The organism is Streptomyces sp. HUAS YS2 (genome assembly GCF_033343995.1).
Classification (GTDB): Bacteria; Actinomycetota; Actinomycetes; order Streptomycetales; family Streptomycetaceae; genus Streptomyces; species Streptomyces solicathayae.
On sequence record NZ_CP137573.1, the window covers coordinates 4147139 to 4170732 of the forward strand.

Annotated in this window: 24 protein-coding genes and 1 tRNA gene; 13 read left to right on the forward strand and 12 right to left on the reverse strand. The window is 71.7% G+C overall.

Annotated features, from left to right (window positions below; translation table 11 throughout):
* Nucleotides 1–62: 62 nt before the first annotated feature.
* The 9 genes from R2D22_RS19075 to R2D22_RS19115 all read left to right on the forward strand — a co-directional run bounded on the left by R2D22_RS19075 (nucleotide 63) and on the right by R2D22_RS19115 (nucleotide 10493).
* The gene (locus tag R2D22_RS19075) at nucleotides 63–908 is read left to right on the forward strand and encodes a DUF2797 domain-containing protein (RefSeq protein ID WP_318105138.1); all 846 of its coding nucleotides are present in this window, start codon (nucleotides 63–65) and stop codon (nucleotides 906–908) included.
* Nucleotides 909–996: 88 nt separating this feature from the next.
* Complete coding sequence (locus R2D22_RS19080; protein ID WP_318105139.1) at nucleotides 997–1344, forward strand: antibiotic biosynthesis monooxygenase family protein; 348 nt, start codon at nucleotides 997–999, stop codon at nucleotides 1342–1344.
* Nucleotides 1334–2242 (forward strand): amidohydrolase family protein, encoded by a 909-nt coding sequence (locus R2D22_RS19085; protein WP_318105141.1) that lies wholly within the window; start codon nucleotides 1334–1336, stop codon nucleotides 2240–2242. Before R2D22_RS19080 ends, R2D22_RS19085 begins: the two co-directional genes overlap by 11 nt.
* Nucleotides 2243–2282: 40 nt before the next feature.
* Nucleotides 2283–3020: a response regulator transcription factor gene (locus R2D22_RS19090; RefSeq protein WP_318105143.1), complete on the forward strand. Its 738-nt coding sequence runs from the start codon at nucleotides 2283–2285 to the stop codon at nucleotides 3018–3020.
* A 3-nt stretch (nucleotides 3021–3023) separates the two neighbouring features.
* Nucleotides 3024–4595 carry a sensor histidine kinase gene (locus tag R2D22_RS19095; RefSeq protein ID WP_318105144.1) on the forward strand — a complete coding sequence of 524 codons (1572 nt, stop codon included), beginning with the start codon at nucleotides 3024–3026 and terminating at the stop codon, nucleotides 4593–4595.
* 26 nt (nucleotides 4596–4621) lie between these two features.
* The gene (locus R2D22_RS19100; protein WP_318105145.1) at nucleotides 4622–5896 is read left to right on the forward strand and encodes a bifunctional glycosyltransferase family 2/GtrA family protein; all 1275 of its coding nucleotides are present in this window, start codon (nucleotides 4622–4624) and stop codon (nucleotides 5894–5896) included.
* A complete protein-coding gene (locus R2D22_RS19105; protein WP_318105146.1) occupies nucleotides 5893–8052 on the forward strand; it encodes an ArnT family glycosyltransferase in 2160 nt (719 codons plus the stop codon). Before R2D22_RS19100 ends, R2D22_RS19105 begins: the two co-directional genes overlap by 4 nt.
* Nucleotides 8053–8137: 85 nt before the next feature.
* Nucleotides 8138–9688: an MFS transporter gene (locus tag R2D22_RS19110; RefSeq protein WP_318105147.1), complete on the forward strand. Its 1551-nt coding sequence runs from the start codon at nucleotides 8138–8140 to the stop codon at nucleotides 9686–9688.
* A 37-nt stretch (nucleotides 9689–9725) separates the two neighbouring features.
* Complete coding sequence (locus R2D22_RS19115; RefSeq protein ID WP_318105148.1) at nucleotides 9726–10493, forward strand: TetR/AcrR family transcriptional regulator; 768 nt, start codon at nucleotides 9726–9728, stop codon at nucleotides 10491–10493.
* A 132-nt stretch (nucleotides 10494–10625) separates the two neighbouring features.
* On the opposite strand, the gene R2D22_RS19120 is transcribed toward R2D22_RS19115, so the two are convergent.
* Nucleotides 10626–12137: a DHA2 family efflux MFS transporter permease subunit gene (locus R2D22_RS19120; RefSeq protein ID WP_475638843.1), complete on the reverse strand. Its 1512-nt coding sequence runs from the start codon at nucleotides 12135–12137 to the stop codon at nucleotides 10626–10628.
* A 78-nt stretch (nucleotides 12138–12215) separates the two neighbouring features.
* Nucleotides 12216–12674: a MarR family winged helix-turn-helix transcriptional regulator gene (locus R2D22_RS19125; protein WP_411977149.1), complete on the reverse strand. Its 459-nt coding sequence runs from the start codon at nucleotides 12672–12674 to the stop codon at nucleotides 12216–12218.
* A 153-nt stretch (nucleotides 12675–12827) separates the two neighbouring features.
* Here R2D22_RS19125 and R2D22_RS19130 point away from each other — a divergent pair, with 153 nt between their 5' ends.
* Nucleotides 12828–13040, forward strand: a complete 213-nt coding sequence (locus tag R2D22_RS19130; RefSeq protein ID WP_318105154.1) for a hypothetical protein — start codon at nucleotides 12828–12830, stop codon at nucleotides 13038–13040.
* Between the two features lie 15 nt (nucleotides 13041–13055).
* On the opposite strand, the gene R2D22_RS19135 is transcribed toward R2D22_RS19130, so the two are convergent.
* Nucleotides 13056–13292, reverse strand: coding sequence for a hypothetical protein (locus R2D22_RS19135; protein ID WP_318105156.1), 237 nt, complete (start codon nucleotides 13290–13292; stop codon nucleotides 13056–13058).
* Between the two features lie 117 nt (nucleotides 13293–13409).
* On the opposite strand from R2D22_RS19135, the gene R2D22_RS19140 reads away from it, so the two are divergent.
* The 3 genes from R2D22_RS19140 (at nucleotide 13410) to R2D22_RS19150 (ending at nucleotide 18359) form a co-directional block, all read left to right on the forward strand.
* A complete protein-coding gene (locus R2D22_RS19140) occupies nucleotides 13410–15929 on the forward strand; it encodes a helix-turn-helix domain-containing protein (RefSeq protein WP_318105157.1) in 2520 nt (839 codons plus the stop codon).
* A gap of 160 nt (nucleotides 15930–16089) precedes the next feature.
* Nucleotides 16090–17268, forward strand: coding sequence for a trypsin-like serine peptidase (locus tag R2D22_RS19145; protein WP_318105159.1), 1179 nt, complete (start codon nucleotides 16090–16092; stop codon nucleotides 17266–17268).
* Nucleotides 17265–18359, forward strand: coding sequence for an alpha/beta hydrolase (locus R2D22_RS19150; protein WP_318105162.1), 1095 nt, complete (start codon nucleotides 17265–17267; stop codon nucleotides 18357–18359). Before R2D22_RS19145 ends, R2D22_RS19150 begins: the two co-directional genes overlap by 4 nt.
* A gap of 8 nt (nucleotides 18360–18367) precedes the next feature.
* Here R2D22_RS19150 and R2D22_RS19155 read toward each other — a convergent pair whose 3' ends face one another.
* The 9 genes from R2D22_RS19155 to R2D22_RS19195 form a co-directional block, all read right to left on the reverse strand.
* Nucleotides 18368–19141 (reverse strand): hypothetical protein, encoded by a 774-nt coding sequence (locus tag R2D22_RS19155; protein WP_318105163.1) that lies wholly within the window; start codon nucleotides 19139–19141, stop codon nucleotides 18368–18370.
* A 104-nt stretch (nucleotides 19142–19245) separates the two neighbouring features.
* The gene (locus R2D22_RS19160) at nucleotides 19246–20103 is read right to left on the reverse strand and encodes an RNA polymerase sigma factor SigF (protein WP_318105164.1); all 858 of its coding nucleotides are present in this window, start codon (nucleotides 20101–20103) and stop codon (nucleotides 19246–19248) included.
* Between the two features lie 235 nt (nucleotides 20104–20338).
* The gene (locus tag R2D22_RS19165; RefSeq protein WP_318105165.1) at nucleotides 20339–21214 is read right to left on the reverse strand and encodes an RNA polymerase sigma factor SigF; all 876 of its coding nucleotides are present in this window, start codon (nucleotides 21212–21214) and stop codon (nucleotides 20339–20341) included.
* A gap of 199 nt (nucleotides 21215–21413) precedes the next feature.
* Nucleotides 21414–21707, reverse strand: a complete 294-nt coding sequence (locus tag R2D22_RS19170; RefSeq protein ID WP_318105166.1) for a Dabb family protein — start codon at nucleotides 21705–21707, stop codon at nucleotides 21414–21416.
* 22 nt (nucleotides 21708–21729) lie between these two features.
* Nucleotides 21730–21894 (reverse strand): hypothetical protein, encoded by a 165-nt coding sequence (locus R2D22_RS19175; RefSeq protein WP_318105167.1) that lies wholly within the window; start codon nucleotides 21892–21894, stop codon nucleotides 21730–21732.
* 87 nt (nucleotides 21895–21981) lie between these two features.
* A tRNA-Ser gene (locus R2D22_RS19180) sits at nucleotides 21982–22066 on the reverse strand.
* A gap of 46 nt (nucleotides 22067–22112) precedes the next feature.
* A complete protein-coding gene (gene tadA / locus R2D22_RS19185) occupies nucleotides 22113–22541 on the reverse strand; it encodes a tRNA adenosine(34) deaminase TadA (RefSeq protein WP_318105168.1) in 429 nt (142 codons plus the stop codon).
* Between the two features lie 170 nt (nucleotides 22542–22711).
* The gene (locus tag R2D22_RS19190; RefSeq protein ID WP_318105169.1) at nucleotides 22712–23245 is read right to left on the reverse strand and encodes a tRNA adenosine deaminase-associated protein; all 534 of its coding nucleotides are present in this window, start codon (nucleotides 23243–23245) and stop codon (nucleotides 22712–22714) included.
* 155 nt (nucleotides 23246–23400) lie between these two features.
* Nucleotides 23401–23580, reverse strand: a complete 180-nt coding sequence (locus tag R2D22_RS19195) for a hypothetical protein (protein WP_318105171.1) — start codon at nucleotides 23578–23580, stop codon at nucleotides 23401–23403.
* Between the last annotated feature and the right edge of the window lie 14 nt (nucleotides 23581–23594).

The following is a 23594-nucleotide window of genomic DNA, read 5'->3' on the forward strand; positions in this document are numbered from 1 at the left end:
CCGGACGAGAGTCCGGGGCCTCTTGCGTTCGTTGGAGCGGTGAGCGGGCGGAGGGATTTCGGATGTGGCGGTGTGCCGGGGTGCGGTGGGGGGACGGGGTGCCTCGGCTCGAGTGGGTGGGGGGTCGGGTTTCGGAGCTTCGGTACGGGCAGGTCGTCGGGTTTCGGGCCGTGGGGGCGCGGGTCTGTGTGGGGGCTCGGGGGAACGCCTGCCCGACCTCCGCTTCGGTGCCGGGGCGGAGTACCGGTGGGCGGTGTGCGGAGTGTGCGCGGCTGGAGCGGGCGCATTCCGTCGCCGCCGACACGATCGCCGATGATCCGCGGACGTACCGGGTGTATCTGGCCTGGTTCGGGGGCGGGATGACGAAGGTGGGGATCACCGCCGAGGCCCGCGGGGCCGCGCGGTTGCTGGAGCAGGGGGCCGTCGCCTTCTGCTGGCTCGGGCGGGGGCCGCTGATGGCCGCGCGGCGGACCGAGGAGGTGCTGCGGCACGCGCTCGCCGTTCCCGATCGGATCCCTTACGCGCGCAAGCGCGCCGTGCGGCACGCGTTGCCCGGTGCCGAGGCGCGGGCGCGGGAGGTCGAGGAGCTGTACCGGCGGGTCGTCGCCGTGCCCCGGTGGGACGAGACCCTCGAACCCGTGGAGTTCGTCGCGTACGACCACGGCGAGGCGTTCCGGCTCGACGGGCTCCCCGCGCTCGACGGGACCGTCACCGAGCTCGTCGACGGCGGCACCGTCGCCGGGCGGCTGCTCGCCGCCGCCGGGCCCGATCTGCATCTGCTCGCCGGCGACGGGCGGTGTCTCGTGCTCGACACCCGGCTCCTCAGCGGGTGGGAGCTCGTGGCCGCTCCCGCCGACTCCCTCGTGACCGTTCCCCTCACCGCCGCCGCGCAGGACGGGCTGTTCTGAGTGTCCGACGGGGGTCCGGGTAAAGGCTTGGATCCCTTTCGCCCGGCCTTCTGGACAGCGGCTTCGTCCCCGGCGGAAGGTGATCCACATGACCCAGACAATCGTTGCGGGGCTCGAACCGCCCTACTACACCGCCGTGTTCACCTCCGTCCGGCCCGATCACCCCGAGGGGTACGGGGAGACCCTCGACCGGATGAAGGAGCTCGTCCAGGACGTGCCCGGGTTCCTCGGGTACGAGTCCGCCCGTACCCCCGGCGGCGTGGGGATCACCGTCGCGTACTTCCGCGACCTGGAGGCGCTGAACGCCTGGCGGGACCACGCCGAGCACCGGGCCGCCAAGAAGCACGGCCGGGAGCACTGGTACGAGCGGTACTGCGTCCACATCGGGCGCGTCGAGCAGAGTTACGGGTTCGAGCGGGACGACCGTGACGACTGAGCCTCGGGACTTCGCCCGCGCCCTCGGGCTCCCCGGGCTGATCGACGTCCACACGCACTTCATGCCGCAGAACGTCCTCGACAAGGTGTGGGCCTACTTCGACGCCGTCGGGCCGCTCACCGGCGTCGAGTGGCCCATCGAGTACCGCGAGGAGGAGGAGCGGCGGGTCGAGATCCTGCGCGGGTTCGGGGTCCTGGCCTTCACCGCGATGCTCTACCCGCACAAGCCCGGCATGGCCCGCTGGCTCAACGACTGGGCCGCCGACTTCGCGGCCCGGACCCCGGACTGCCTGCACACCGCAACGCTCTACCCGGAGGACGGGGCGGGCGGGGAGGTGCGCAGGGCGGTCGAGGCCGGCGCGCGGGTCTTCAAGGTGCATCTGCAGGTCGGCGACTTCGATCCGAACGAGGCGTCGCTCGACGACGTCTGGGGGGTGCTCGCCGAGTCCGCCGTTCCCGTCGTGATCCACTGCGGCTCCGGGCCCGCCCCCGGCCGCTTCACCGGGCCGGGCCCCGTCGGGCGGCTGCTCGCCCGGTACCCCCGGCTGCGGCTGATCGTCGCGCACATGGGGATGCCCGAGTACGCCGACTTCCTCGGCCTCGCGGAACGGTACGAGGGCGTCCACCTCGACACCACCATGGCGTTCACCGATTTCAGTGAACGTCTTGCGCCCTTCCCGACCGCGGAGCGCAAGCGGCTGCTCGACCTCGGGGACCGGATCCTGCTCGGTTCCGACTTTCCCAGCATCCCGTATCCGTACGGGCACCAGCTGGACGCCCTGGCCCGCCTCGACCTGGGGGACGACTGGCTGCGCGGCGTCTGCCACGGCAACGCGGCCCGGTTGTTCGGGCTTCCGCTTCCGCCGCTCTCCCCGGTTTCTCAGGGAATTCACAGATAGCGCCAAGGGCGCTCTCAGCAGTCCGGCCGAGCGTGGTGCCATGACCACCACGACGCCCCGGGGGCGATCCGACATGCTCAGACCGGACGGTACCGCCGTACGCGTGCTCGTCGTCGACGACGAGGCGTCGCTCACCGAACTGCTCTCCATGGCCCTGCGGTACGAGGGCTGGGAGGTGCACAGCGTCGGCGACGGCGCCTCCGCGCTCCGCACGGCCCGCGAGTTCCGGCCGGACGTGGTGCTGCTCGACGTGATGCTGCCGGACATGGACGGGCTCGCGGTGCTCGGCCTGCTGCGCCGCGAACTGCCCGACGTGCCGGTGCTGTTCCTCACCGCCAAGGACGCGGTCGAGGACCGGATCGCCGGGCTGACGGCCGGCGGCGACGACTACGTCACCAAGCCGTTCAGCCTGGAGGAGGTGGTGGCCCGGCTGCGCGGCCTGATCCGCCGCTCCGGCGCGGCGGCGGCGCGCGGCGAGTCGGTGCTCAGCGTCGGGGACCTCACGCTGGACGAGGACAGCCACGACGTGACGCGCGGCGGCGAGCCGATCCATCTGACGGCGACCGAGTTCGAGCTGCTGCGGTACCTGATGCGGAACCCGCGCCGGGTGCTCAGCAAGGCGCAGATCCTCGACCGGGTCTGGTCGTACGACTTCGGCGGCCAGGCCAATGTCGTCGAGCTGTACATCTCGTACCTGCGGCGGAAGATCGACGCCGGCCGGACCCCCATGATCCACACCCGGCGCGGGGCCGGGTACCTGATCAAGCCGGGGGAGTAGACGGTGCGGCGCGCCCTCGTGGCCGACGCCGGGGCGCGGCTGCGGGCGTGGCGGGCCCGGCCCTGGTCGCTCAGGACCCGGCTCGTCGTCTCCGCCGTCGTGCTGATCGCCGTCGTCGCCGCCGTCATCGGGACGGTCACGACGATCGCGTTCCGCTCGTACCTGTACGAGCAGGCCGACGGCCAGCTGCAGAACGTGGCGGACCGGGCCGCCGGACCGCCGCCCGAGGTGATGGCCCCCTCGCGCGGGCCGAGCCTCGGCGGGCCCGACAGCCTGCGCATCCTCAGCGGCCCCGGCTCCCCGCTCGGCACGCTCGGCGCGGTGCTCGTGGACGGCGAACTCGGCGAGGCCGCGTTCTCCACGGAGATAGCGGACGACGAGACCGGGCTACGGACCAAGATCCGCGCCCTGGACGAGGCGCAGCGCGCCGCCCTCGCCGACGTGCCGCGCGACGGCTGGCCGCACACCGCCGAGCTGCCCGGGCTCGGCGACTACCGGATCCAGTACGCCCTCGGGGCGCACGGCGAGTTCCTGGTGGGCACCCCGCTCACCGAGGTCGAGGACGCGCTGTCCACGCTGATCGTGGTCGAGGTGAGCGTGACCGGCGCGGGCCTGGTCGCCGCCTCCCTCGCCGGGACGCTGCTCGTCCGGATCGCGCTGCGGCCGTTGCGGCGGGTCGCGGCGACCGCCACGCAGGTCGCCGGGCTTCCGCTGCACAGCGGCGAACCCGCCCTGCACCACCGGGTGCCGGAGGCCGATCCGCGGACCGAGGTCGGGCAGGTCGGCGCGGCCATCAACCGGATGCTCGACCACGTGCACTCCGCGCTGCACGCCCGGCAGCAGAGCGAGACCCGGGTCCGGCAGTTCGTCGCCGACGCGAGCCACGAGCTGCGCACTCCGCTGGCCTCGATCCGCGGGTACGCGGAGCTGACCCGGCGCGGCCGGGAGGAGTGCGGGCCCGACACCCGGCACGCGCTGGGCCGGATCGAGTCCGAGGCGGTCCGGATGACCGGCCTGGTGGAGGACCTGCTGCTGCTCGCCCGGCTGGACGCGGGCCGCCCGCTCGCGTACCGGGACGCCGATCTGTCCCCGCTGGTCGTGGACGCGGTGAGCGACGCGCGGGCGGCCGGGCAGGAGCACGGCTGGCGGCTCGAACTGCCTGACGAGCCGGTGACCGTACGGGCGGACTCGGCGCGGCTGCACCAGGTCCTGGTGAACCTGCTGTCCAACGCCCGGACGCACACCCCTCCGGGCACCCTGGTCACCGCGCGGGTGCGCACCGACGGCGACGGGTGGGTCGTCGTCGAGATCGAGGACGACGGGCCGGGCATCCCGGCCGAGCTGCTGCCGCACGTCTTCGAGCGGTTCGCCCGCGGGGACCATTCCCGGTCCCGGCACGCGGGCTCCACCGGGCTCGGCCTGGCGATCGTGCGGGCGGTCGTCGCCGCGCACGGCGGCGAGGTCACGGTGGCGTCCGCCCCCGGTCGCACGGTCTTCTCCGTCCGGCTGCCGAGTGCTTCGTACGGCTCCGAGCACAGCTCACAGGCAGGGCACAGGCTCATCACACAGGCGTGACAGCGGGCCCCGGAACTGTCGGGGGCATGCGAACCGACACCCTGGCGGAGGCCCTTCCCGCCCGTGAGCACCTGCCCGTGGGTGGCGTCGGCCGGCCGCCCGTACTCGACGTCGTGATCCCCGTGTTCAACGAGGAGAAGGACCTCGACCCCTGTGTCCGGCGGCTGCACGCGCACCTCGCCGCGACGTTCCCGTACGCCTTCCGGATCACCGTCGCCGACAACGCCTCGACCGACCGCACCCCCGAGATCGCGGCCCGGCTGGCCTCGACCGTGCCCGAGGTGCGCTCGGTGCGGCTGGAAAAGAAGGGCCGCGGCCGGGCGCTGCGGACCGTCTGGTCGGGCTCGGACGCGCCGGTCCTCGCGTACATGGACGTCGACCTCTCCACCGACCTCAACGCGCTGCTGCCGCTGGTCGCCCCGCTGATCTCCGGCCACTCCGACCTGGCCATCGGCTCCCGGCTCGCCCGCTCCTCGCGGGTGGTGCGCGGGCCGAAGCGGGAGCTGATCTCCCGCGCGTACAACCTGATCCTGCGCGGTTCGCTCGCCGCCCGGTTCTCCGACGCCCAGTGCGGGTTCAAGGCGATCCGGCGCGAGGTGGCCGAGCGGCTGCTGCCGATGGTCGAGGACACCGGCTGGTTCTTCGACACCGAGATGCTGGTGCTGGCCGAGCGGGCCGGGCTGCGGATCCACGAGGTGCCGGTCGACTGGGTCGACGACCCCGACTCGACCGTGCACATCGTCAGGACGGCGACCGAGGACCTGAAGGGCGTCTGGCGGGTGGGGCGGGCGCTCGCGACCGGCTCGCTGCCGCTGGAACGGCTCGCCCGGCCGTTCGGCGACGACCCGCGGGACCGCGAACTGGCGGGCGTGCCGGGCGGTCTGACGCGGCAGCTGGTCGGGTTCTGCGTGGTCGGCGCACTGTCCACGCTGTTCTATCTGGCGCTGTACTCGGCGTTCCGGCTCGGCCTCGGGCCCCAACTCGCCAACGCGGCAGCGCTCCTGGTCTCCGCGCTCGCCAACACCGCCGCGAACCGCCGGCTCACCTTCGGGGTACGGGGGCGGGACCGGGCGCTGCGCCACCAGGCGCAGGGGCTCGTGGTGTTCGGCATCGGCCTCGCCCTGACCAGCGGCTCGCTGGCGGCGCTCGGGACGGCGGCCGGTGAGCCGGCGCACTCGGCCGAACTCGCGGTGCTGATCACCGCCAACCTCGCGGCGACCGTGCTGCGTTTCCTCCTCTTCCGGCTCTGGGTCTTCCCGGAGCGGACGGCTTCCTCCTCTTCCTCCAAGGACGACCGATGACGACTGTGCTCCGACGCCTGTGGCGCGGCCGGGCCGACGACGCCCCCTGGGCGCGGCCCGCGTTCCTCGGCCTGTTGCTGGCCACCGGCGTGCTCTACCTCTGGAACCTGAGCGCCTCCGGCTACGCCAACTCCTTCTACTCGGCGGCCGTTCAGGCCGGTGGCGAGAGCTGGAAGGCCTTCTTCTTCGGCTCGCTGGACGCGGGCAACGCCATCACTGTGGACAAGCCGCCGGCGGCGCTGTGGCCGATGGCCCTGTCGGTCCGCCTCTTCGGGCTCGGCTCCTGGCAGATCCTGGTGCCCGAGGTGCTGATGGGCGTGGCGACGGTCGCCGTCCTGTACGCGGCGGTGCGGCGGCGCTTCGGCGCGGGCGCCGGACTGCTCGCGGGCGCGGTGCTGGCGCTCACGCCGGTGGCGGCGCTGATGTTCCGGTTCAACAACCCGGACGCGCTGCTCGCGCTGCTGTCGACGGTCGCCGTGTACTGCGTGCTGCGGGCGCTGGAGCAGGAGGAGAGCGCGGCGAAGTGGCTGGTGGGGGCGGGTGTGGCGCTCGGTTTCGCGTTCCTCGCCAAGACCCTCCAGGCGTTCCTGGTCCTGCCGGCGCTCGCGCTCGTGTACGTGGTGTGCGCGCCGGGCGGGATCGGGCGGCGGCTCGGCCGGCTGGCCCTGGGCGGGCTCGCGCTCGTCGTCTCCGGCGGATGGTGGGTGGCCGTGGTCGAACTGTGGCCCGAGTCCTCGCGCCCGTACGTCGGCGGCTCGCAGAAGAACAGTTTCCTGGAGCTCACCTTCGGCTACAACGGCTTCGGCAGGCTCAACGGCGAGGAGACCGGCAGCGTCGGTGGCCGCAGCACGAGCGGCGCGCTCCCCGAGGGCGTCGAGGCGCTTCCGACGCGCGGCGGTGGCGGCTGGGGCGAGACCGGCATCGGGCGGATGTTCGGCGACGCGGTCGGCGGCCAGGTCTCCTGGCTGCTGCCGGCCGCGCTGCTCCTGCTGGTCGCCGGCCTGGTGATCACCTGGCGGGCGCCGCGCACCGCTGCGTCCGTCGAGGGCGGCGCGCGGGCCGCGTTCCTGGCCTGGGGCGGGGCGCTGCTGACGACCCTCGCGGTGTTCAGCTTCATGGCCGGGATCTTCCACGAGTACTACACGATCGCCCTCGCCCCGTACCTCGCGGCGCTGGTCGGCATGGGTGCGGCGGTGCTCTGGGAGGAGCGGGGCCGTCCGCTCGCCGCGGCGGCGCTGGCGGCGACGGTCGCGGTGACGGCGGTGTGGGCGTACGTCCTGCTGGGCCGCACGCCCGACTGGCTGCCGTGGCTGCGGCCGGTGGTCCTCGGTGCGGGTCTGCTCGCCGCGCTCGGGCTGGCGTTCGCGGGCCGGTTCGACCGGCGGATCGGGCTCGGGCTCGCGGGCCTCGGCATCGCCGCGAGTCTCGCGGGGCCGGTCGCGTACACGCTGGCGACGGTGGACGAGGGACACCAGGGCTCGATCGTGACGGCGGGCCCGGCGGGCGGCGCGATGGGCGGCAGGCCGGGCCGCGGGATGCTGTTCCGCGCGGGGCCGGACGGTGGCGGCCGGGGCGGGGGCATGCCCGGGCAGATGCCTGGCGGCGCCGGTCAGGGACAGATGCCCGGTGGCGGCCCGATGGGCAACCCGCCGCAGGGGCAGGGGCAGGGGCAGGACGGCCAGGGCCAGGGCCAGGGCCCAGGCCAGGGTCAAGGCGGCCAGGGCAACCTCCCGAACCTGGAGACCTTCGGCCCCGGTGCCCCCGGTCGCCCCGGCGCCGCCGGCGGCCTGCTCAACGGCGCGACGGTGGGCGCGAAGGCGAAGGCGGCGTTGTCGAAGGACGCCGACGCGTACACCTGGGTCGCCGCCGCGGTCGGCGCGCAGAACGCGGCCAGCTACCAACTCGCCACCGAGAAGCCGGTGATGGCGATCGGCGGCTTCAACGGCAGTGACCCGTCGCCGACGCTCGCGCAGTTCAAGCAGTACGTGGCCCAGGGGAGGATCCACTACCTCGTCGGCTCCGGGGAGGGCGGCGGCGGGATGCGCATGGGCCCGGGCGGCGGAACGAGCAGCGCGATCTCCGCGTGGGTCGCGGACACCTTCGAGAAGGTCACCCTCGACGGCTCGACCTTCTACGACCTGACCAAGAAGAAGTAGCCCGGGAAATAACCCCTATACAGCGTACGAGAGATCCCTGTACGGTGTACGAGACCGAGTCCCGTACACCGTACAAGGGGGAACCATGACGGCGACGACCGCCGAGAACGAACAGACCGCCGTACCGTCCGGCGGCCATCCGCAGCGCTGGCTGATCCTCGGCGTGATCTGCCTCGCCCAGCTGACGGTGCTGCTCGACAACACCGTCCTGAGCGTCGCCATCCCGTCGCTGACCACCGAGCTGCACGCGTCCACCAGCGACATCCAGTGGATGATCAACGCGTACTCGCTCGTCCAGTCCGGCCTGCTGCTCACCGCGGGCAACGCCGCCGACCGCTACGGCCGCAAGAAGCTGCTCGCCGCCGGTCTCGCGCTGTTCGGCCTCGGCTCGCTCGCCGCCGGTCTCGCCGACTCCACCGCGCAGCTGATCGCGGCCCGCGCGGGCATGGGTGTCGGCGGGGCGCTCCTGATGACCACGACCCTCGCGGTCGTCATGCAGATCTTCGACGAGTCGCAGCGGGTCAAGGCCATCGCCATCTGGGCCACCATCGGTTCGCTCGGCTTCGCGGCCGGCCCGCTGATCGGCGGCGCGATCCTGAACCACTTCTGGTGGGGGATGATCTTCCTCATCAACATCCCGGTCGCGGTCGTCGGCCTGATCGCCGTGCTGAAGCTGGTCCCGGAGTCCAAGAACCCGCAGGGCGACCGCCCCGACCTGTTCGGCGCGCTGCTCTCCACCATCGGTATGTCCTCCGTCGTGTACGCGATCATCACCGGCCCGGAGCACGGCTGGACCTCGACGCAGGTGCTGCTGCCGGCCGCGATCGGCGTCGCCGTCCTCACCGGCTTCGTGCTGTGGGAGCTCCGCGTCCCGTACCCGATGCTCGACATGCACTTCTTCCGCAACCAGAAGTTCGTGGGCGCGGTCGCCGGCGCGATCCTGGTCATGCTCGGCATGGGCGGTTCGCTCTTCCTGCTCACCCAGCACCTGCAGTTCGTGCTCGGCTACGAGCCGCTGGAGGCCGGTCTGCGGATGGCGCCGCTCGCCCTGTCGATCGTCGTGCTCAACCTCTCCGGCCTCGGCCCGAAGCTGGTCATGAAGATCGGCACCGCGCCGTCCGTGGCGCTCGGCCTCAGCCTGGTGGCCGGCGGTCTCACCTCGATCGCCCTGCTCGGCGGCGGCACCGACGGCACGTACGGCGGCATGCTGCTCGGCCTGGTCCTGATGGGCGCGGGCATCGCGCTCTCCAACCCGGCCATGGCCAACGCCATCATGAGCGCCATCCCGCCGGAGAAGGCCGGCGTCGGCGCGGGCGTCAACGGCACGCTCGCGGAGTTCGGCAACGGTCTCGGCGTCGCGATCCTCGGCGCGGTCCTCAACGCCCGGTTCGCCGCGCTGGTCACCGTCACCGCGACCTCGCTGCCGGCGGCCCTGGCCGCGGCCGGCACGGACGCGGAGCGGCAGCAGATCTCGGACGCCTTCGCCTCCGGCCTGCAGACCAGCCAGCTGGTCGGCGCGGTCGCGGTCTTCGCGGGTGGTCTGCTGGCGGCGGCGCTGCTGAAGCGGGCCGAGCGGTCCGAGCAGGCGGGGCAGAAGGCGGCCGCGGGGGACGAGCAGCCGACCGTGGCTGCCTAGCATGGTCACGGACCACTGACCGATGAAGGAGCGCGCGATGGTCAAGGCAGCGGATCGGGCCAAGAACCCGGCGCGCTCCAGCGTCTGGCTGGAGCAGCGGGCCGCCCGTGGCGGGGGCGGCCCGGCGGGGCTCGACCGGGACCGGATCGTGGCCGCCGCGATCCGGATGCTGGACGAGGAGGGCCTGACCAAGCTCTCGATGCGCAAGCTGGCGACCGAGCTGAACGTCACCGCGATGTCCCTGTACTGGTACGTGGACACCAAGGACGACATCATGGAGTACGCCATCGACCGCGTCTTCGGGGAGGTCGACCTCGCCGAACTCGACGCCGGGAACTGGCAGGAGCGGATCCGGGCGGTCGCCCTGGCCTACCGCCGGATGCTGGTCCGGCACCCGTGGATGTCGCCGTCCGCCGGTCAGTACCTGAACATCGGCCCGCACGCCATCGCCGTCGGCGTCAAGATCCAGGACGCGATCCGGGACACCGGACTGCCGATGAGCCGTCAGCCGGGCGCGATGTCGGCGGTCTTCCAGTTCGTGTACGGCTACGGGACGATCGAGTCGCAGTTCGGCCGGCGGGCGGCGGAGGCCGGTATGTCGCAGGACGAGTTCTACGGGGAGTCGATCAGGGCCTTCCGCAACGACCCGCAGTTCGAGGAGGTCCTCGAACCGATGACGGAACTCCTCGACGAGCGGGCCACCCATGGCAGCGTCGGCGAGATCTGGGACCGCGACTTCGACTACGCCCTGGACGTGCTGATCGCGGGCATCGAGACCATGGTCGCCCGCGGCACCGACACATGACGGAGCGGCGGGCCGCCCGCCCGTCGCCCACCGCCACTCTTATCCGAGGCGCTGCGCGCCGCCCCTTCCTGTTGCCCGCCGCTCCGTACGAACCCGGCCGCGCCTCCGCTCGAAGCGCGGCCGGGAGTCCTTCTACCGGTCCGCCGTCGCGGCGTTGCTCTTCAGTGCGACCTCCTTGATGAAGAGCGTCACCAGGAAGGCGAGCAGCGCGAACGGCGCCGAGTAGAGGAAGACGTCGCCGACGCCGTGCCCGTACGCGTCCTCCATGACGGTACGGATCGGGGCGGGCAGCTTGTCCATGTCGGGGATCCCGCCGCCGCCCTGACCCATGGCCGCCGCGGCCTTCGGACCCAGCTCCGCGAGGCCCTCCTTGACGTAGTCGGTGACCCGGTGGGCCATGACCGCGCCGAGCGCCGAGACGCCGATCGCGCCGCCGAGGGAGCGGAAGAAGGTGACGACGGAGGAGGCCGAGCCGAGGTCGGAGGGGTCGACCTGGTTCTGCGTGCAGAGCACGAGGTTCTGCATCATCATGCCGAGGCCGAGACCGAGAACCGCCATGAACAGCGCGATGTGCCAGTACTCCGTGTCGTACCGGATGGTGCCGAGCAGGCCGAGGCCGCCCGCGGCGAGCGCGCCGCCGGCGATCAGCCACGCCTTCCAGCGGCCGGTCTTGGTGATGACCTGGCCGGAGACCGTGGACGAGACGAACAGGCCCGCGATCATCGGGATGGTCAGGACGCCGGACATCGTCGGCGACTCGTTCCGGGCCAGCTGGAAGTACTGGCTGAAGAACACGGTGCCGGCGAACATCGCGACGCCCACGAAGAGCGAGGCCAGCGAGGCCAGCGTGATGGTGCGGTTGCGGAACAGGCGCAGCGGGATGATCGGCTCGCTCGCCCGCGACTCGACGAAGACGAAGACCGCACCGAGCAGGACCGAACCGCCGACCATGACGGCGCTCTGCCAGGACATCCAGTCGTACTTGTCGCCCGCGAAGGTGACCCAGACGAGCAGCAGGGAGACGGCGGCGCTGATGAAGAGGGCGCCGGCCCAGTCGACCTTGACGTCCCGCTTCACGACCGGGAGCTTCAGGGTCTTCTGCAGCACGAGGAGCGCGATCAGCGCGAACGGCACACCGACGTAGAAGCACCAGCGCCAGCCGAGCCACTCGGTGTCCGTGATGACGCCGCCGAGCAGCGGGCCGCCGACGGTGGCGACGGCGAAGACCGCACCGAGGTAGCCGCTGTACCTGCCGCGCTCACGCGGGGCGATCATGGCGGCCAGGATGATCTGGGAGAGGGCGGTCAGACCGCCGACGCCGATGCCCTGGACGACGCGGCAGGCGATGAGCATGCCGGTGCTCTGGGAGAGACCGGCCACCACCGAGCCGGCGACGTAGATCAGCAGGGCTATCTGGACGAGCAGCTTCTTGGAGAAGAGGTCGGCCAGCTTGCCCCACAGCGGCGTGGTCGCGGTCATCGACAGCAGGGACGCCGTGACGACCCAGGTGTACGCGGACTGGCCACCGCCGAGGTCCGTGATGATCTCGGGCAGCGCGTTGGAGACGATCGTCGACGACAGGATGGCGACGAACATGCCGAGCAGCAGCCCGGACAGAGCCTCCATGATCTGCCGGTGGGACATGGGCGCCCCGCCGGAGACGTGGCCGCCCGCCTGTGTCGCGGGGGCGGGGGTGGTCGTGGCCATGAACTTCCTTCGTTATCAGGCGTGGTGGGCCCGGCAGTCTCCGAAGGACTCACGGAGGCGGGCGAGCATGGTGGTGAGCAGGTCGACGTCGTCGTCGGACCACTCCGCGAGGTGCCGGGTGAAGGCTTCGGTCACCCGGCGGTCGAGTTCGGTGAGCATGTCGTGGCCGGACGGGGTGATCCGCAGGATCCGGGAGCGCCGGTCGTCCGGGTCGGGCAGTCGCTCGATCCAGCCGTGCTCCACCGTGTGGGCGACATGGCGGCTGCACACGGACATGTCGACGGCCATCACCTCGGCCAGCCGGCCGATCCGCATGTCGCCGTGGTGCTTGACGAGCGCGAGGACGGCCGCTGCCCCGCCCTGGCACTCGACGGGCAGTGCGCGAGCGAGTCCGCGCTTCACGGCGCCGATGGCACTCACCTGGCGGGCGAGGTTCTCGTACCGGTTCGGCTTCTCCACCGCGTCCCCATCCATCTTGTTGCTTAGGGCAACCATAGAGATAGATGGTTGCTTCAGGCAAACTAAAACGGTCAAACGGCGCTAAAGAATCGGCAAAGTGGGAGGGGGCGTGCGGGAGTGGTGCCGGGGGTTGGGGCCGCAACCCCCGGTTCGCTAGGGTCCTTTCCCATGGCACACAACCCCCACGCACCGCAGGGTCAGGGCCCCGAGGGCAGCTACGACCCCGCCGGCAGCACCCAGATGTTCCGCGCCTTCGTCGACGAGGCCCCGCAGCGCCAGGCCCAGGCCGCGCCGTCCTCGGGCCCGCGTGTCGGCCTGATCGTGGGCGTCGTCGCGGCGATCGTCGTCCTCGCGGCGGTGGGCTGGCTCGCCCTGGGCTGAGGCCCGCCGCCCGCGTCAGCGAAGGAAGGCGGCCGCGACGACCAGCAGCACGAGCGCGACGGCCGCCAGGGCGAGGCAGCCCTGACGGCCGCAGCCGCCGTCCGGATCACCCCGCCGGACCTCGACCTGGCCTCCCGGGGGAGTGCCCGGGTGCCTTCCCGCGTAGTGCTCGAGCTGCAGTCGCTCCCCTTCCGACGCCCTGAGCCAGGGCGTCTTGAAGGAGCATTCGCCGCACCAATAGCGATAGTTCACGCACCGAGCGTGACCTTGGTCATGTTCGGCGAACAGGCCGGGAACCTGCCATCGGTGACCGGTGGCCGCCGGTAGGCTCGCCGCCGTCGCTTACTGGTCGGTAGGGGGAGACGCCCGGTGACGGAACAGCTCGGCACGCTGCTACGCCGATTACGTACCTCCGCCGGTCTGACGCAGGAGCAGACGGCCGAGCGGTCCGGGGTGAGCGTGCGCACCATTCGCCGCCTGGAGAGCGGCAGATCCACGGATCACCGGCTGGGGACGGTGAACCTGCTGGCCGACGCGCTCGACCTCGGCGAGGAGGACCGCCGGCGTCTGGCGGCCGCACTCGCGAAACCGCGCACCGCGGAGGAATCCCAGGAGCCCGCGGACCATCCCGTACAAGATCCCGTTCCCGTACAAGATCCCGTTCCCGTACGAGATCCCGTTCCCGTACGAGATGCCGTACGTGATCCGCGCGCCCCCTCGACGTACACACCGCCGCCGGTGAACCGCACGCTCGCCGACGCCGCGCGGGAGTTGGCCACGGAGGTCAGACGGCGCTGGCGGCGCGAGGAGGAGCAGCGCCGGGTCCACGACCCCTTTCCGCTGCCGGTCCGGTGGAACCCCGCGCCCGCGGAGCTGACCGACCGCGCGGAGAACATCCAGCGGCTCGGTCCGGGGGAGGCGCCCCGCCGTGCGGTGGACCTGAACGGCGACCTGCGGAGCGTGGCGGAGGTCTACCGCCGGATACCCTCCGGCCGCCTGGTGATCCTGGGCCGGGCGGGCTCGGGCAAGTCGATCCTGACGATCAGGTTCGTGCTGGACCTCCTGGAGAGCCAGGACGCCCACGGCCGCGTACCGGTCGTCTTCAGTCTCGGCTCCTGGGACCCGGCGACCACCGCGCTGCGGGACTGGCTGATCGCCCGACTGCTGCGCGACCATCCCCATCTGGCCCGCCGTGGGCCGCACGGGTCGACCCTGGCCGCCGCGCTCGTCGACGCCGACCTGGTCCTCCCCGTCCTCGACGGGTTCGACGAGATCGCGGAGGGCCTGAGACGGGAGGCCCTGGAGGCCCTCAACGACACCTCGCTGCCGCTGGTCCTCACCAGCCGGCGCCCCGAGTTCGCCGAGGCCGTCCGGGCGGCGCACGCGCCGCTGGTCTGGGCGGCGGCCGTCGAGCTCACCGACCTCACGCCTCAGGACCTCGCGGCGTACCTGCCCCGCACCGTCCGAACGGTCCTCCCCGGCGACGGCGGCGACGGCGGCGAGGGCGGCGACGGCTGGACCGAGACCCGCGGGACCGGCGGGACCGGAACGGCATGGGACGCCGTCCTCGAGGAGACGCGTGCCCGGGAGACCCCGGCCGGGGAGCGGCTCGCGGCGGTGCTGACCACCCCGCTGATGGTCATCCTCGCCCGCACCATGTACAGCGAGACACCCGACCTGGATCCCGCCGAACTGCTGGACGCCACCCGCTTCCCCACCACGAAGTCGCTGGAGGAACACCTGCTTGCGGGCTTCGTACCCGCCGTCTACCGGCGCCGCGCCCCCGAGCGGGACGCCGCAGGCCGCCGGCCGCGGCCCGCGTCCTGGGACCCGGCGCGCGCCGAGCGCTGGCTCGGCCGGCTCGCCCACCACCTGGTACGGCTCGACCGCGACCGGCACGACCTCGCGTGGTGGCAGCTCGGCGATCTGCTGCCGCGCCCGGTCCGCGTCCTCGCGGTCGTCCTGGCCACGGCCCTCAGCATCACCCTGGCCACCTGGACGGTCGGCCTGCTGGGCCCGCTGGGGACCGGCGCGGTCCTCCTGCAGGGCAGTCTCATGGGACCGGTCGCGGGCCTCGCCTTCGGCTCGGTCCACGCGCTCATGCTCAGGTTCGGGGGCTGGGCCGCCTTCGAACCGACCCGGGTCCGGCTGACACTGCGCGGCACCCACGACAGCCTCGGCCGCCGGCCGCTGCGCACCTCGGTGATCCGGTTCGGGATCGGTCTGCTCGGCGGTTCCGTCATGGGAGTGGGATTCGGGTGCGCCCTCACCCTCCAGCGGGCGCTGTACTCGCAGGTGCGGCTGACCGATCCGGCGGTGATCGAGGGCACCCTGATCAACATCCTGTTCTTCGTCCTGACCTTCGGCACGCCCGCCGGCCTGGTCTTCGCGGTGATCTCCCTGCTCGAAGCGCCCGTCGACGTGGCCACGGCCGCCACCCCGGTCAGCCTCCTGTCCTCGAACCGCGCGACGGTGGGGCGGCAGTTCCTCGTTCTGGCCACGACGCTCACGCTGGCGATCGGCCTCGGCGGGTACCTGGTCGTCGCACTGCTCGAAGGCCCGATGGGACAGTTCAACTGGGGCCTGTCGGACGCCCTGCTCATCGGCGGGGTCGGCGGGCTCGGCGGCGCGCTCTCCTACGTGTTCGCCTTCACCGCCTGGGGACAGTGGTTCCTGCTTGCGTGCGTCTGGCTTCCGTTGACCGGGGGGCTCCCCTGGAACCCGGCCGCCTTCCTGGACGACGCCTACCGCCGCGGGGTGCTGCGTCAGAACGGCGCGGTGTACCAGTTCCGGCACGTACGGCTGCAGCACCATCTCGGCACCACGTTCCGCCGGCAGCACCCGGACTTCGCACCGGCCACCTTCCGGTCACGGACCGACGTGCCCTGACCGGTCACATATGGCCGGTGGCTCGGCCTGTGCCCCGACCTGCGCGGACACCAGCATCGGAGCGTCGCCCATCGAAGAGGAGCACGCCATGAGGACACGTCAGACGACACGTCGGACGACACGTCGGACCGCACGTCGCACGACACCCCGACGGTTACCCGTGCTGGCCGCCGCCGTCGCCTCGGTCACCGCGGCCACCCTGGCCGGAGCCCCGGCCGCCCATGCCGCCGGGCCCGGCGAGATCCGCCTGGTCCCGCTCGGCGCCGACTACTCGACCGCGCTGCAGAGCCAGGTCGACTACTGGAACCTGAACCGGCTGTCGGCCGCCGCGCTCAACAGCGACGGGGCCGAGGCCGTCGCGCCGGCGGCCGGCTGGGACGACTCCGCCCGGCCCTGGGCCGGCGGCGGGAAGATCACCCGGACTACGGGCAAGCTGGTGATGCGGATGCGCAACGCCGACGGCGCGACCCCGACCGACAGCGTCGGCTCCTGCACCGCCACCGTGGTGCAGAGCCGGAACAAGAGCGTCGTGGTCACCGCGGCCCACTGCCTGCGCATCAACTGGGGTCTGAACGCCCCGCTGGACGCCAACCAGATCGCGACGAACGTGCTGTTCATCCCCGGCTTCCGGGGCGAGAACCTGCCACGCGTCGCCCCCGGCACCGATCTGAACAGCGGCCCGGCGATCGGCTCCGACGTCGCGCCGTACGGGGTGTGGGGCGTGACGCGGGCCTGGCTGACCGAAGGCTGGGCGGCCCAGGCCAACTTCCTCAACAACAACGACATGGTCGCGATGGTGGTCGACAACCCGGCCGACGACCGTCCGGTCGAGGAGGTCGTGGGCGGCCAGCCCATCGGGTTCAACGTGGCCCGCAAGACACCGCGTACGAACTTCGGCTACCCGGCCGCGAACTACAAGAGCTACAGCGGGCCCAACTTCAGCAGCACCGGCGAGGCGGTGATCAACGGCTCGCCCAACGCGAACAACGTCCCCGCCGCGCAGCAGCGCATCTACGACGGACGCGGCCTGATGTTCAGTCAGGGGCCGTCCTGGATCAACCGCGAGTGGTGGTGGGACACCAACAGCGACCTGATGAAGACCCAGCTCAGCCCCGGCGCCAGCGGCGGCCCCTGGTTCAAGGACTTCGATCAGGGCACCGGGGAGGGTGTCCTGGTCGGCGTCACCTCGCACCTGGCCCAGTCCAGCACCGGCGGTCTCGACGCGATCGCCGAGGCCCAGGGCCGCGCCCCCAGCCCCTACATGGCCGGGACGAACTTCGGCGACCAGGAGAAGGCCGCCTTCGACACCGCCCAGTCCGTCACTCCGGGAGTCCGATGATGAAGAACTCCGTCAAGCGCGTCCTGAGCATGCTGGTCGCGGCCGTCCTGCTGGCGCTGACCGCCCCCACCGCTCAGGCCTCCTCGCGGCCCTCACCGGCCGACGGGTTCGGGCTGACCCAGGTCGAGAGCGCCGCCAGTACGGCTCCGACCAACACCGACACGAACTTCGTGATCACGGTGAAGTCCGCCGAGGTCCAGGGCGAGCAGAACATCCGGATCATCCTGCCGAAGGACTACGCGGCCAACCCCGGCAAGCGGTACCCGGTCCTGTACTTCCTGCACGGCTCGCCGGACGACCCCTCCTCTCCCTTCTACGGCAACGCGGCGCTCACCGGGGCGTCCGGCATGATCACCGTCGTGCCGGACGGTGGCAACCGCGGCTGGTACGCCAACTGGCTCAACCAGAACACCGCCGCCGGGGCCGCGAACTGGGAGAACTTCCACATCAAGCAGGTGATCCCGTTCATCGACGCCAACCTGCGCACCATCCCCACGAAGCAGGCCCGCGCCATCGCCGGCATCTCGATGGGCGGCTTCGGCGCCTTCCGCTACGCCCAGCGGTACCCCGAGCTGTTCAGCCAGGTCGGCTCCCTGTCCGGCGACCTGGAACTGGGCGCGAACCAGATGGCCATGCGCCTGGTGGTGGTCGCGTCCCTGACCAACGCGACCGGCGCGATCTGCGCCTCCACCTCCGGGACGGTCGCCTGCGACGGCAACGCCTACGCCCCCGGCGTGGACAGCGACGCCCTCTTCGGCAGCCCGTACCCGGTCTTCGACGCCGACCGGGTCTGGAACCAGAACGACCCGGTCGCCAACGCCGCCAAGCTCCGCGGCATGGGCATCCACATCTACATCGGCAACGGTGACGGCGGGAAGCACGACGTCATGGAATGGTGGCTGGAGAGCTCCTCCGCCCACATGAAGACCAAGCTCGACTCCCTGGGCATCCCCGTCCACTACGAGAACTACGGCAACGGCGCCGGCTGGGGCGAGTACTGCCAGGGCGGCGGCCACCAGTCCGGCTGCTGGTACCAGGACCTTGTCGACCTGATGCCACGCCTCCAGGCCTCCCTCACCCGGGCGGGCTGACCCCGGCGTCACTCGGTGACGGTCGCCGTGACCTTCTGCGTGTCGATGTGCATGCCGAGGGGAACGCGCCAGGAGTCCACGCAGACCGTGTACGTCCGTTTCTTCGTCGCACCCGCGGCGAGCGGGGCGGGGAGCGGCTGCGTGGAGCCGAGTGTCGCCCAGTCGATGCCGAGCGCCCCGATGATGTGCGTCTCGAAGGCGACCGTGCCCGAGGCCACGGCCGTGCCTCCGGTGTTGCGGAAGGTGACCGTCACCTTCTCGCACCACCGGAGGTCTGCGTCGTCGAGGGTGGCGGAGATCGTCAGCAGGGCGGGGCTGCCGGGCTTGGTGGGCGGCGGCGTCGTGCCCGGAGTGCCGGGCGTCCCGGGTGTTCCGGGTGCGGGTGAGGTCCCTCCGGGGGCCGGCGCCGGGGCGGTGCTTCCGGGGACGACCGTGGCGGTGCCGCCGGAGCCCGCGCCGCCAGGGCCCGGCGCCGTACCCGGCGAGGTGCCGCCGGCCGCACCCGTACCGCCGCTCGTACCCGTGCTTCCGCCGGCCGTGTCGCCCGCGCCGCTCGTCTCGCCGGGTCTGGGGGACGAGGTGCTGGACGTCGTCCCGCTCGCCGAAGGGCCGTCCAGCGGGACCAGGCTCACCGAGCCGGAGGGCGGGGTCGCGCCTCGCGGCGACGCGCCGCCGGCGCCCACCGCCGCGTAGCCCTCGCCGTCGCCCCCGCTGCCGCACGCGGTCAGCGCCCCGCCGAGGCAGAGCGCCACCGTGAGAAACCCCAGACGCATCCGTCGCATCGCGCCAGTGTGGCTGACGGAGCGTCAGTAAGGAAGCCGGAGAGCGAACTTCACCCGGTACGGGACCGGCTGTGGTACTCGCTCCCCGGCCTTCGTCGGTCTCGTCAGTCCGCGATCAGGCCCTCGCGCAGCTGCGCCAGCGTCCGCGTGAGCAGCCGGGAGACGTGCATCTGCGAGATGCCGACCTCCTCGCCGATCTGCGACTGCGTCATGTTGGCGAAGAAGCGGAGCATGATGATCTGCCGCTCCCGGGGCGGGAGTTTGGCCAGCAGCGGCTTCAGCGACTCGCGGTACTCGACGCCTTCGAGCGCCGTGTCCTCGTAGCCGAGCCGGTCCGCGAGCGAGCCCTCGCCGCCGTCGTCCTCGGGCGACGGGGAGTCGAGCGAGGAGGCGGTGTACGCGTTGCCGACCGCGAGGCCGTCGACGACGTCCTCCTCCGACACCCCGAGCACGGCGGCGAGTTCGGGCACGGTCGGGGAGCGGTCCAGCTTCTGGGACAGCTCGTCGCTCGCCTTGGTGAGGGCGAGCCGCAGCTCCTGGAGCCGGCGCGGTACCCGCACCGACCACGAGGTGTCGCGGAAGAAGCGCTTGATCTCGCCGACCACCGTCGGCATCGCGAACGTCGGGAACTCCACGCCGCGTTCGCAGTCGAAACGGTCGATGGCCTTGATCAGACCGATCGTGCCGACCTGGACGATGTCCTCCATCGGCTCGTTGCGCGAGCGGAACCGGGCCGCCGCGTACCGCACGAGCGGCAGGTTGAGTTCGATGAGCGTGTCGCGGACGTAGGTGCGCTCCGGGCTGTCGGCGGCCACGCCGTCGGTGTCCAGGGCGCGCAGCCGCAGGAACAGGGAGCGGGACAGAGTGCGGGTGTCGATGGCTTCCGAAGGGACGAGAAGCGGCGCGGTGGGTTCGCTCTTCGTGAGCGTGAGCACCTTCGAGCTGCCCTGTTCTGCGGACATGCCACCCCCTTGAGGTCGCGGACGGTCGCGGCGGCCACGACCATCGGAGGAACGCAGCCTCCACCTGAATACCGGAGGCGGGGCTGCGCCAAACGCGGTTCCAGCAGAATGTCACATGTCGGCAACACGCTGTAGTGACTTGTCGACATGGCGAGGGTGGAAATCCGCAGGAAACAAGGGGTGCAAGGCATTTGGGGCGGGTTGAAACTGCTCCGAACCGGTATACCCGTTCCGGTTACGCGTCGATCCTGTTTGCGGATCTCAACCGGGCGAAGCTACGGGCGAGGAGCCTTGACACGTGCATCTGCGAGACCCCGAGCTCCTGACTGATCTGAGACTGGGTCAGATTGCTGTAGTAACGGAGCATCAGGATGCGTTGCTCGCGCTCCGGCAGCTGGACGAGCAGGTGCCGGACGAGGTCGCGGTGCTCGACGCCGGCCAGTGCCGGGTCCTCGTACCCGAGCCGGTCGAGCAGCCCGGGCAGCCCGTCGCCCTCCTGGGCCGCCTCCAGGGAGGTGGCGTGGTACGAACGGCCGGCCTCGATGCAGGCCAGCACCTCGTCCTCGCCGATCTTCAGTCGTTCGGCGATCTCGGCGGTGGTGGGGGAGCGCCCGTGGGCGGTCGTGAGGTCCTCGGTGGCGCCGTTGACCTGGACCCACAGCTCGTGCAGCCGGCGCGGCACGTGCACGGTGCGCACGTTGTCGCGGAAGTACCGCTTGATCTCGCCGACGACGGTCGGCATCGCGAAGGTCGGGAACTGCACGCCCCGGTCCGGGTCGAACCGGTCGATCGCGTTGATCAGCCCGATCGTGCCGACCTGGACGACGTCCTCCATCGGTTCGTTGCGCGAGCGGAAGCGGGCCGCCGCGTACCGCACCAGCGGCAGGTTGGCCTCGATCAGCGCCCCACGCACCCGGTCGTGCTCCGGACTGCCCGGCTCCAGGTTCTTCAGCTGCCCGAAGAGCACCTGGGTGAGCGCCCGGGTGTCGGCCCCGCGGCTGCTGCGCTCGCGCGGGCGGGGGGCGGCGGTGTCGGGCGCGTCGGGCTCGCCGGCCTGCGACTCCGCGGGCTCGTTCTGGGGCGGCACCTGAGGCGCAGTACTGGCCGGCACGTTCACGCCACCCCTCTGGCTGGTCTTGCTGGTCAACTACGGTCAACTCATCCGTCAAAAGCGGTCATAGCATCACAAGACATGTCCACTGTGTGCAAGCACCGTATAACCACGTGTTGAGGGCAAGTTGGACGGGCAGAGGTGCGAGAAGGCCCCCCGCCGCGAAGGCGAGGGGCCGTGATCCGGGTCCGGGGGTCGGTCAGAACTCGTAGTCCGCGATCACCCACGTGGCGAACTCACGCCACTGGCCCGCGGCCGCCTGGTGGTCCGGGTGCTCGATGTAGCGCTTCAGCGCGTCGGTGTCCTCGACCGCCGAATTGATGGCGAAGTCGTACGCGATGGGCCGGTCGGTGATGTTCCAGGCGCACTCCCAGAACGTCAGCTCCGGAATCGTCCCCCCGAGCGCGCGGAAGGCCTCGACGCCGGCGACGACTCGCGGCTCGTCGCGCTCCACGCCGTCGTTGAGCTTGAAGAGGACCAGATGGCGGATCACAGCAGGACTCCTTGGGGACGATCTAGTTGACGAGTTCCGTCATGAACTCGCCGACGCCCTGTGCGGCGGACGATATCCCCTCGAACCCTACCTGGACGAGATCGGCGGCCCGGGCGGGGGAGTTGATGATCGTGTACAGCACAAAGACGACCACTGCGTACAACGCGACCTTCTTCGCCTGCACCATCTGCTCCGCCCTCCCCTGCGATGTCGCGTGAGTCTAGCCGCACGACGAAGGGCCCGGTGCTTGCGCACCGGGCCCTTCGTACAAGAGCGGTAGCGGAGGGATTTGAACCCTCGGTGACTTGCGCCACACTCGCTTTCGAGGCGAGCTCCTTCGGCCGCTCGGACACGCTACCGAGAGAGAGCTTAGCCCAAGGGTGCCGATTCGATGAAATCCATTGATCAGCGGTCCCGGAAGAAGGCCGTGAGCTGGGCGGAACACTCCTCCGCGAGCACGCCCGCGATCACCTCCGGCCGGTGGTTCAGGCGCCGGTCGCGTACGAGGTCCCAGAGCGAACCGGCCGCGCCGGCCTTCTCGTCCACGGCGCCGAACACGACCCGGTCCACCCGCGCCTGCACCAGCGCGCCCGCGCACATCACGCACGGTTCGAGGGTGACGACGAGCGTGCAGCCGGTCAGCCGCCACTCCCCGCGCCGCTCGGCGGCCCGGCGCAGGGCGAGGACCTCCGCGTGCGCGGTGGGGTCGTGGGTCGCCTCGCGCTCGTTGTGGCCGGTGGCGAGGACCGCGCCGTCGGGGCCGAGCAGGACCGCGCCGACCGGCACGTCGCCGCCCGAGGCGGCCTCGTCGGCCGCGGCGATCGCGAGCCGCATCGACGCCTCCCAGGGGTCCCGCAGCGGATCGGGCGCGGGGGCCTTCCCGGGGCCGGAGCCAGGGGTGGACCCGGGGGTGGACCCGGGACCGGGAACGGCGTCGGAAACGGCGTCGGGACCGGCGGCGGCCGGTCCCGATCCGGGTGGTACGGGTGGTACGGGGCGGATCACTAGCGAACGCTCTCCAGGACCTCCGCGGCGCCCAGGGCCTCCGCGATCTCGCCCAGCACGTCGCTCTCGAGCGCCAGCAGCGCCCGCTCGGACAGGCCCAGATCCTCCAGGATCAGCCGGTCGCCGAGCGGAGCCGAGGGCACGGCGTCGGCGGCCGCGCCGGTCTCGTCGTCCTCGTCGTCCTGCGCCTCGGGTTCTCCGTCCTCCGTCCCGTCGAGGTCCAGCGTGTCCAGGTCGTCGGCGTCGCCGTCCCGGTCGGCGCCCAGGAGTTCCTTGGTCAGGATCTCCCCGTACGAGGAGCGTGCGGCGGCGGCCCCGTCCGAGACGTAGATCCGAGGGTCGTCCTCACCCTCGATCCGGACGATGCCGAACCACGCGTCCTCCTGCTCGATGAAGACGACCACCGTGTCCTCGTCGACCGACGCCTCACGGGCGAGCTCGGTCAGGTCGGACAGGGTCTCCACGTCGTCGAGTTCCGTGTCGCTCGCTTCCCACCCGTCTTCGGTGCGCGCGAGCAGTGCGGCGAAGTACACCGTGACTCTCCCACTGATCAGAGGTGTGTCGATCCCGGCGGTGCGCTTCCGAGGCCCCGCCCAATCGGCATCGTGGCAGAAAGAGCGGCTTCAGGAGAGGTCTTCGGCTCTTGCGTCGTGCATCAGTCTGACCTCCGGACGAGCGTCGCGGCGTGTCACCAGCGGAACGTGCGCATGCGCATGGCCTGCCGCATCCGGGCCGCACGGGCCCTGCGGGGCTGTACGCGCTCGCGCAGCGCCTTTGCCTCGTTCAGCTCACGCAGGAACTGGGCGCGGCGGCGCCGGCGCTCGGCGTCGGTCTCGCGCGGTTCCTCGTCGTGTCGTCGTTCCGGCATGGCCCACCACCCCA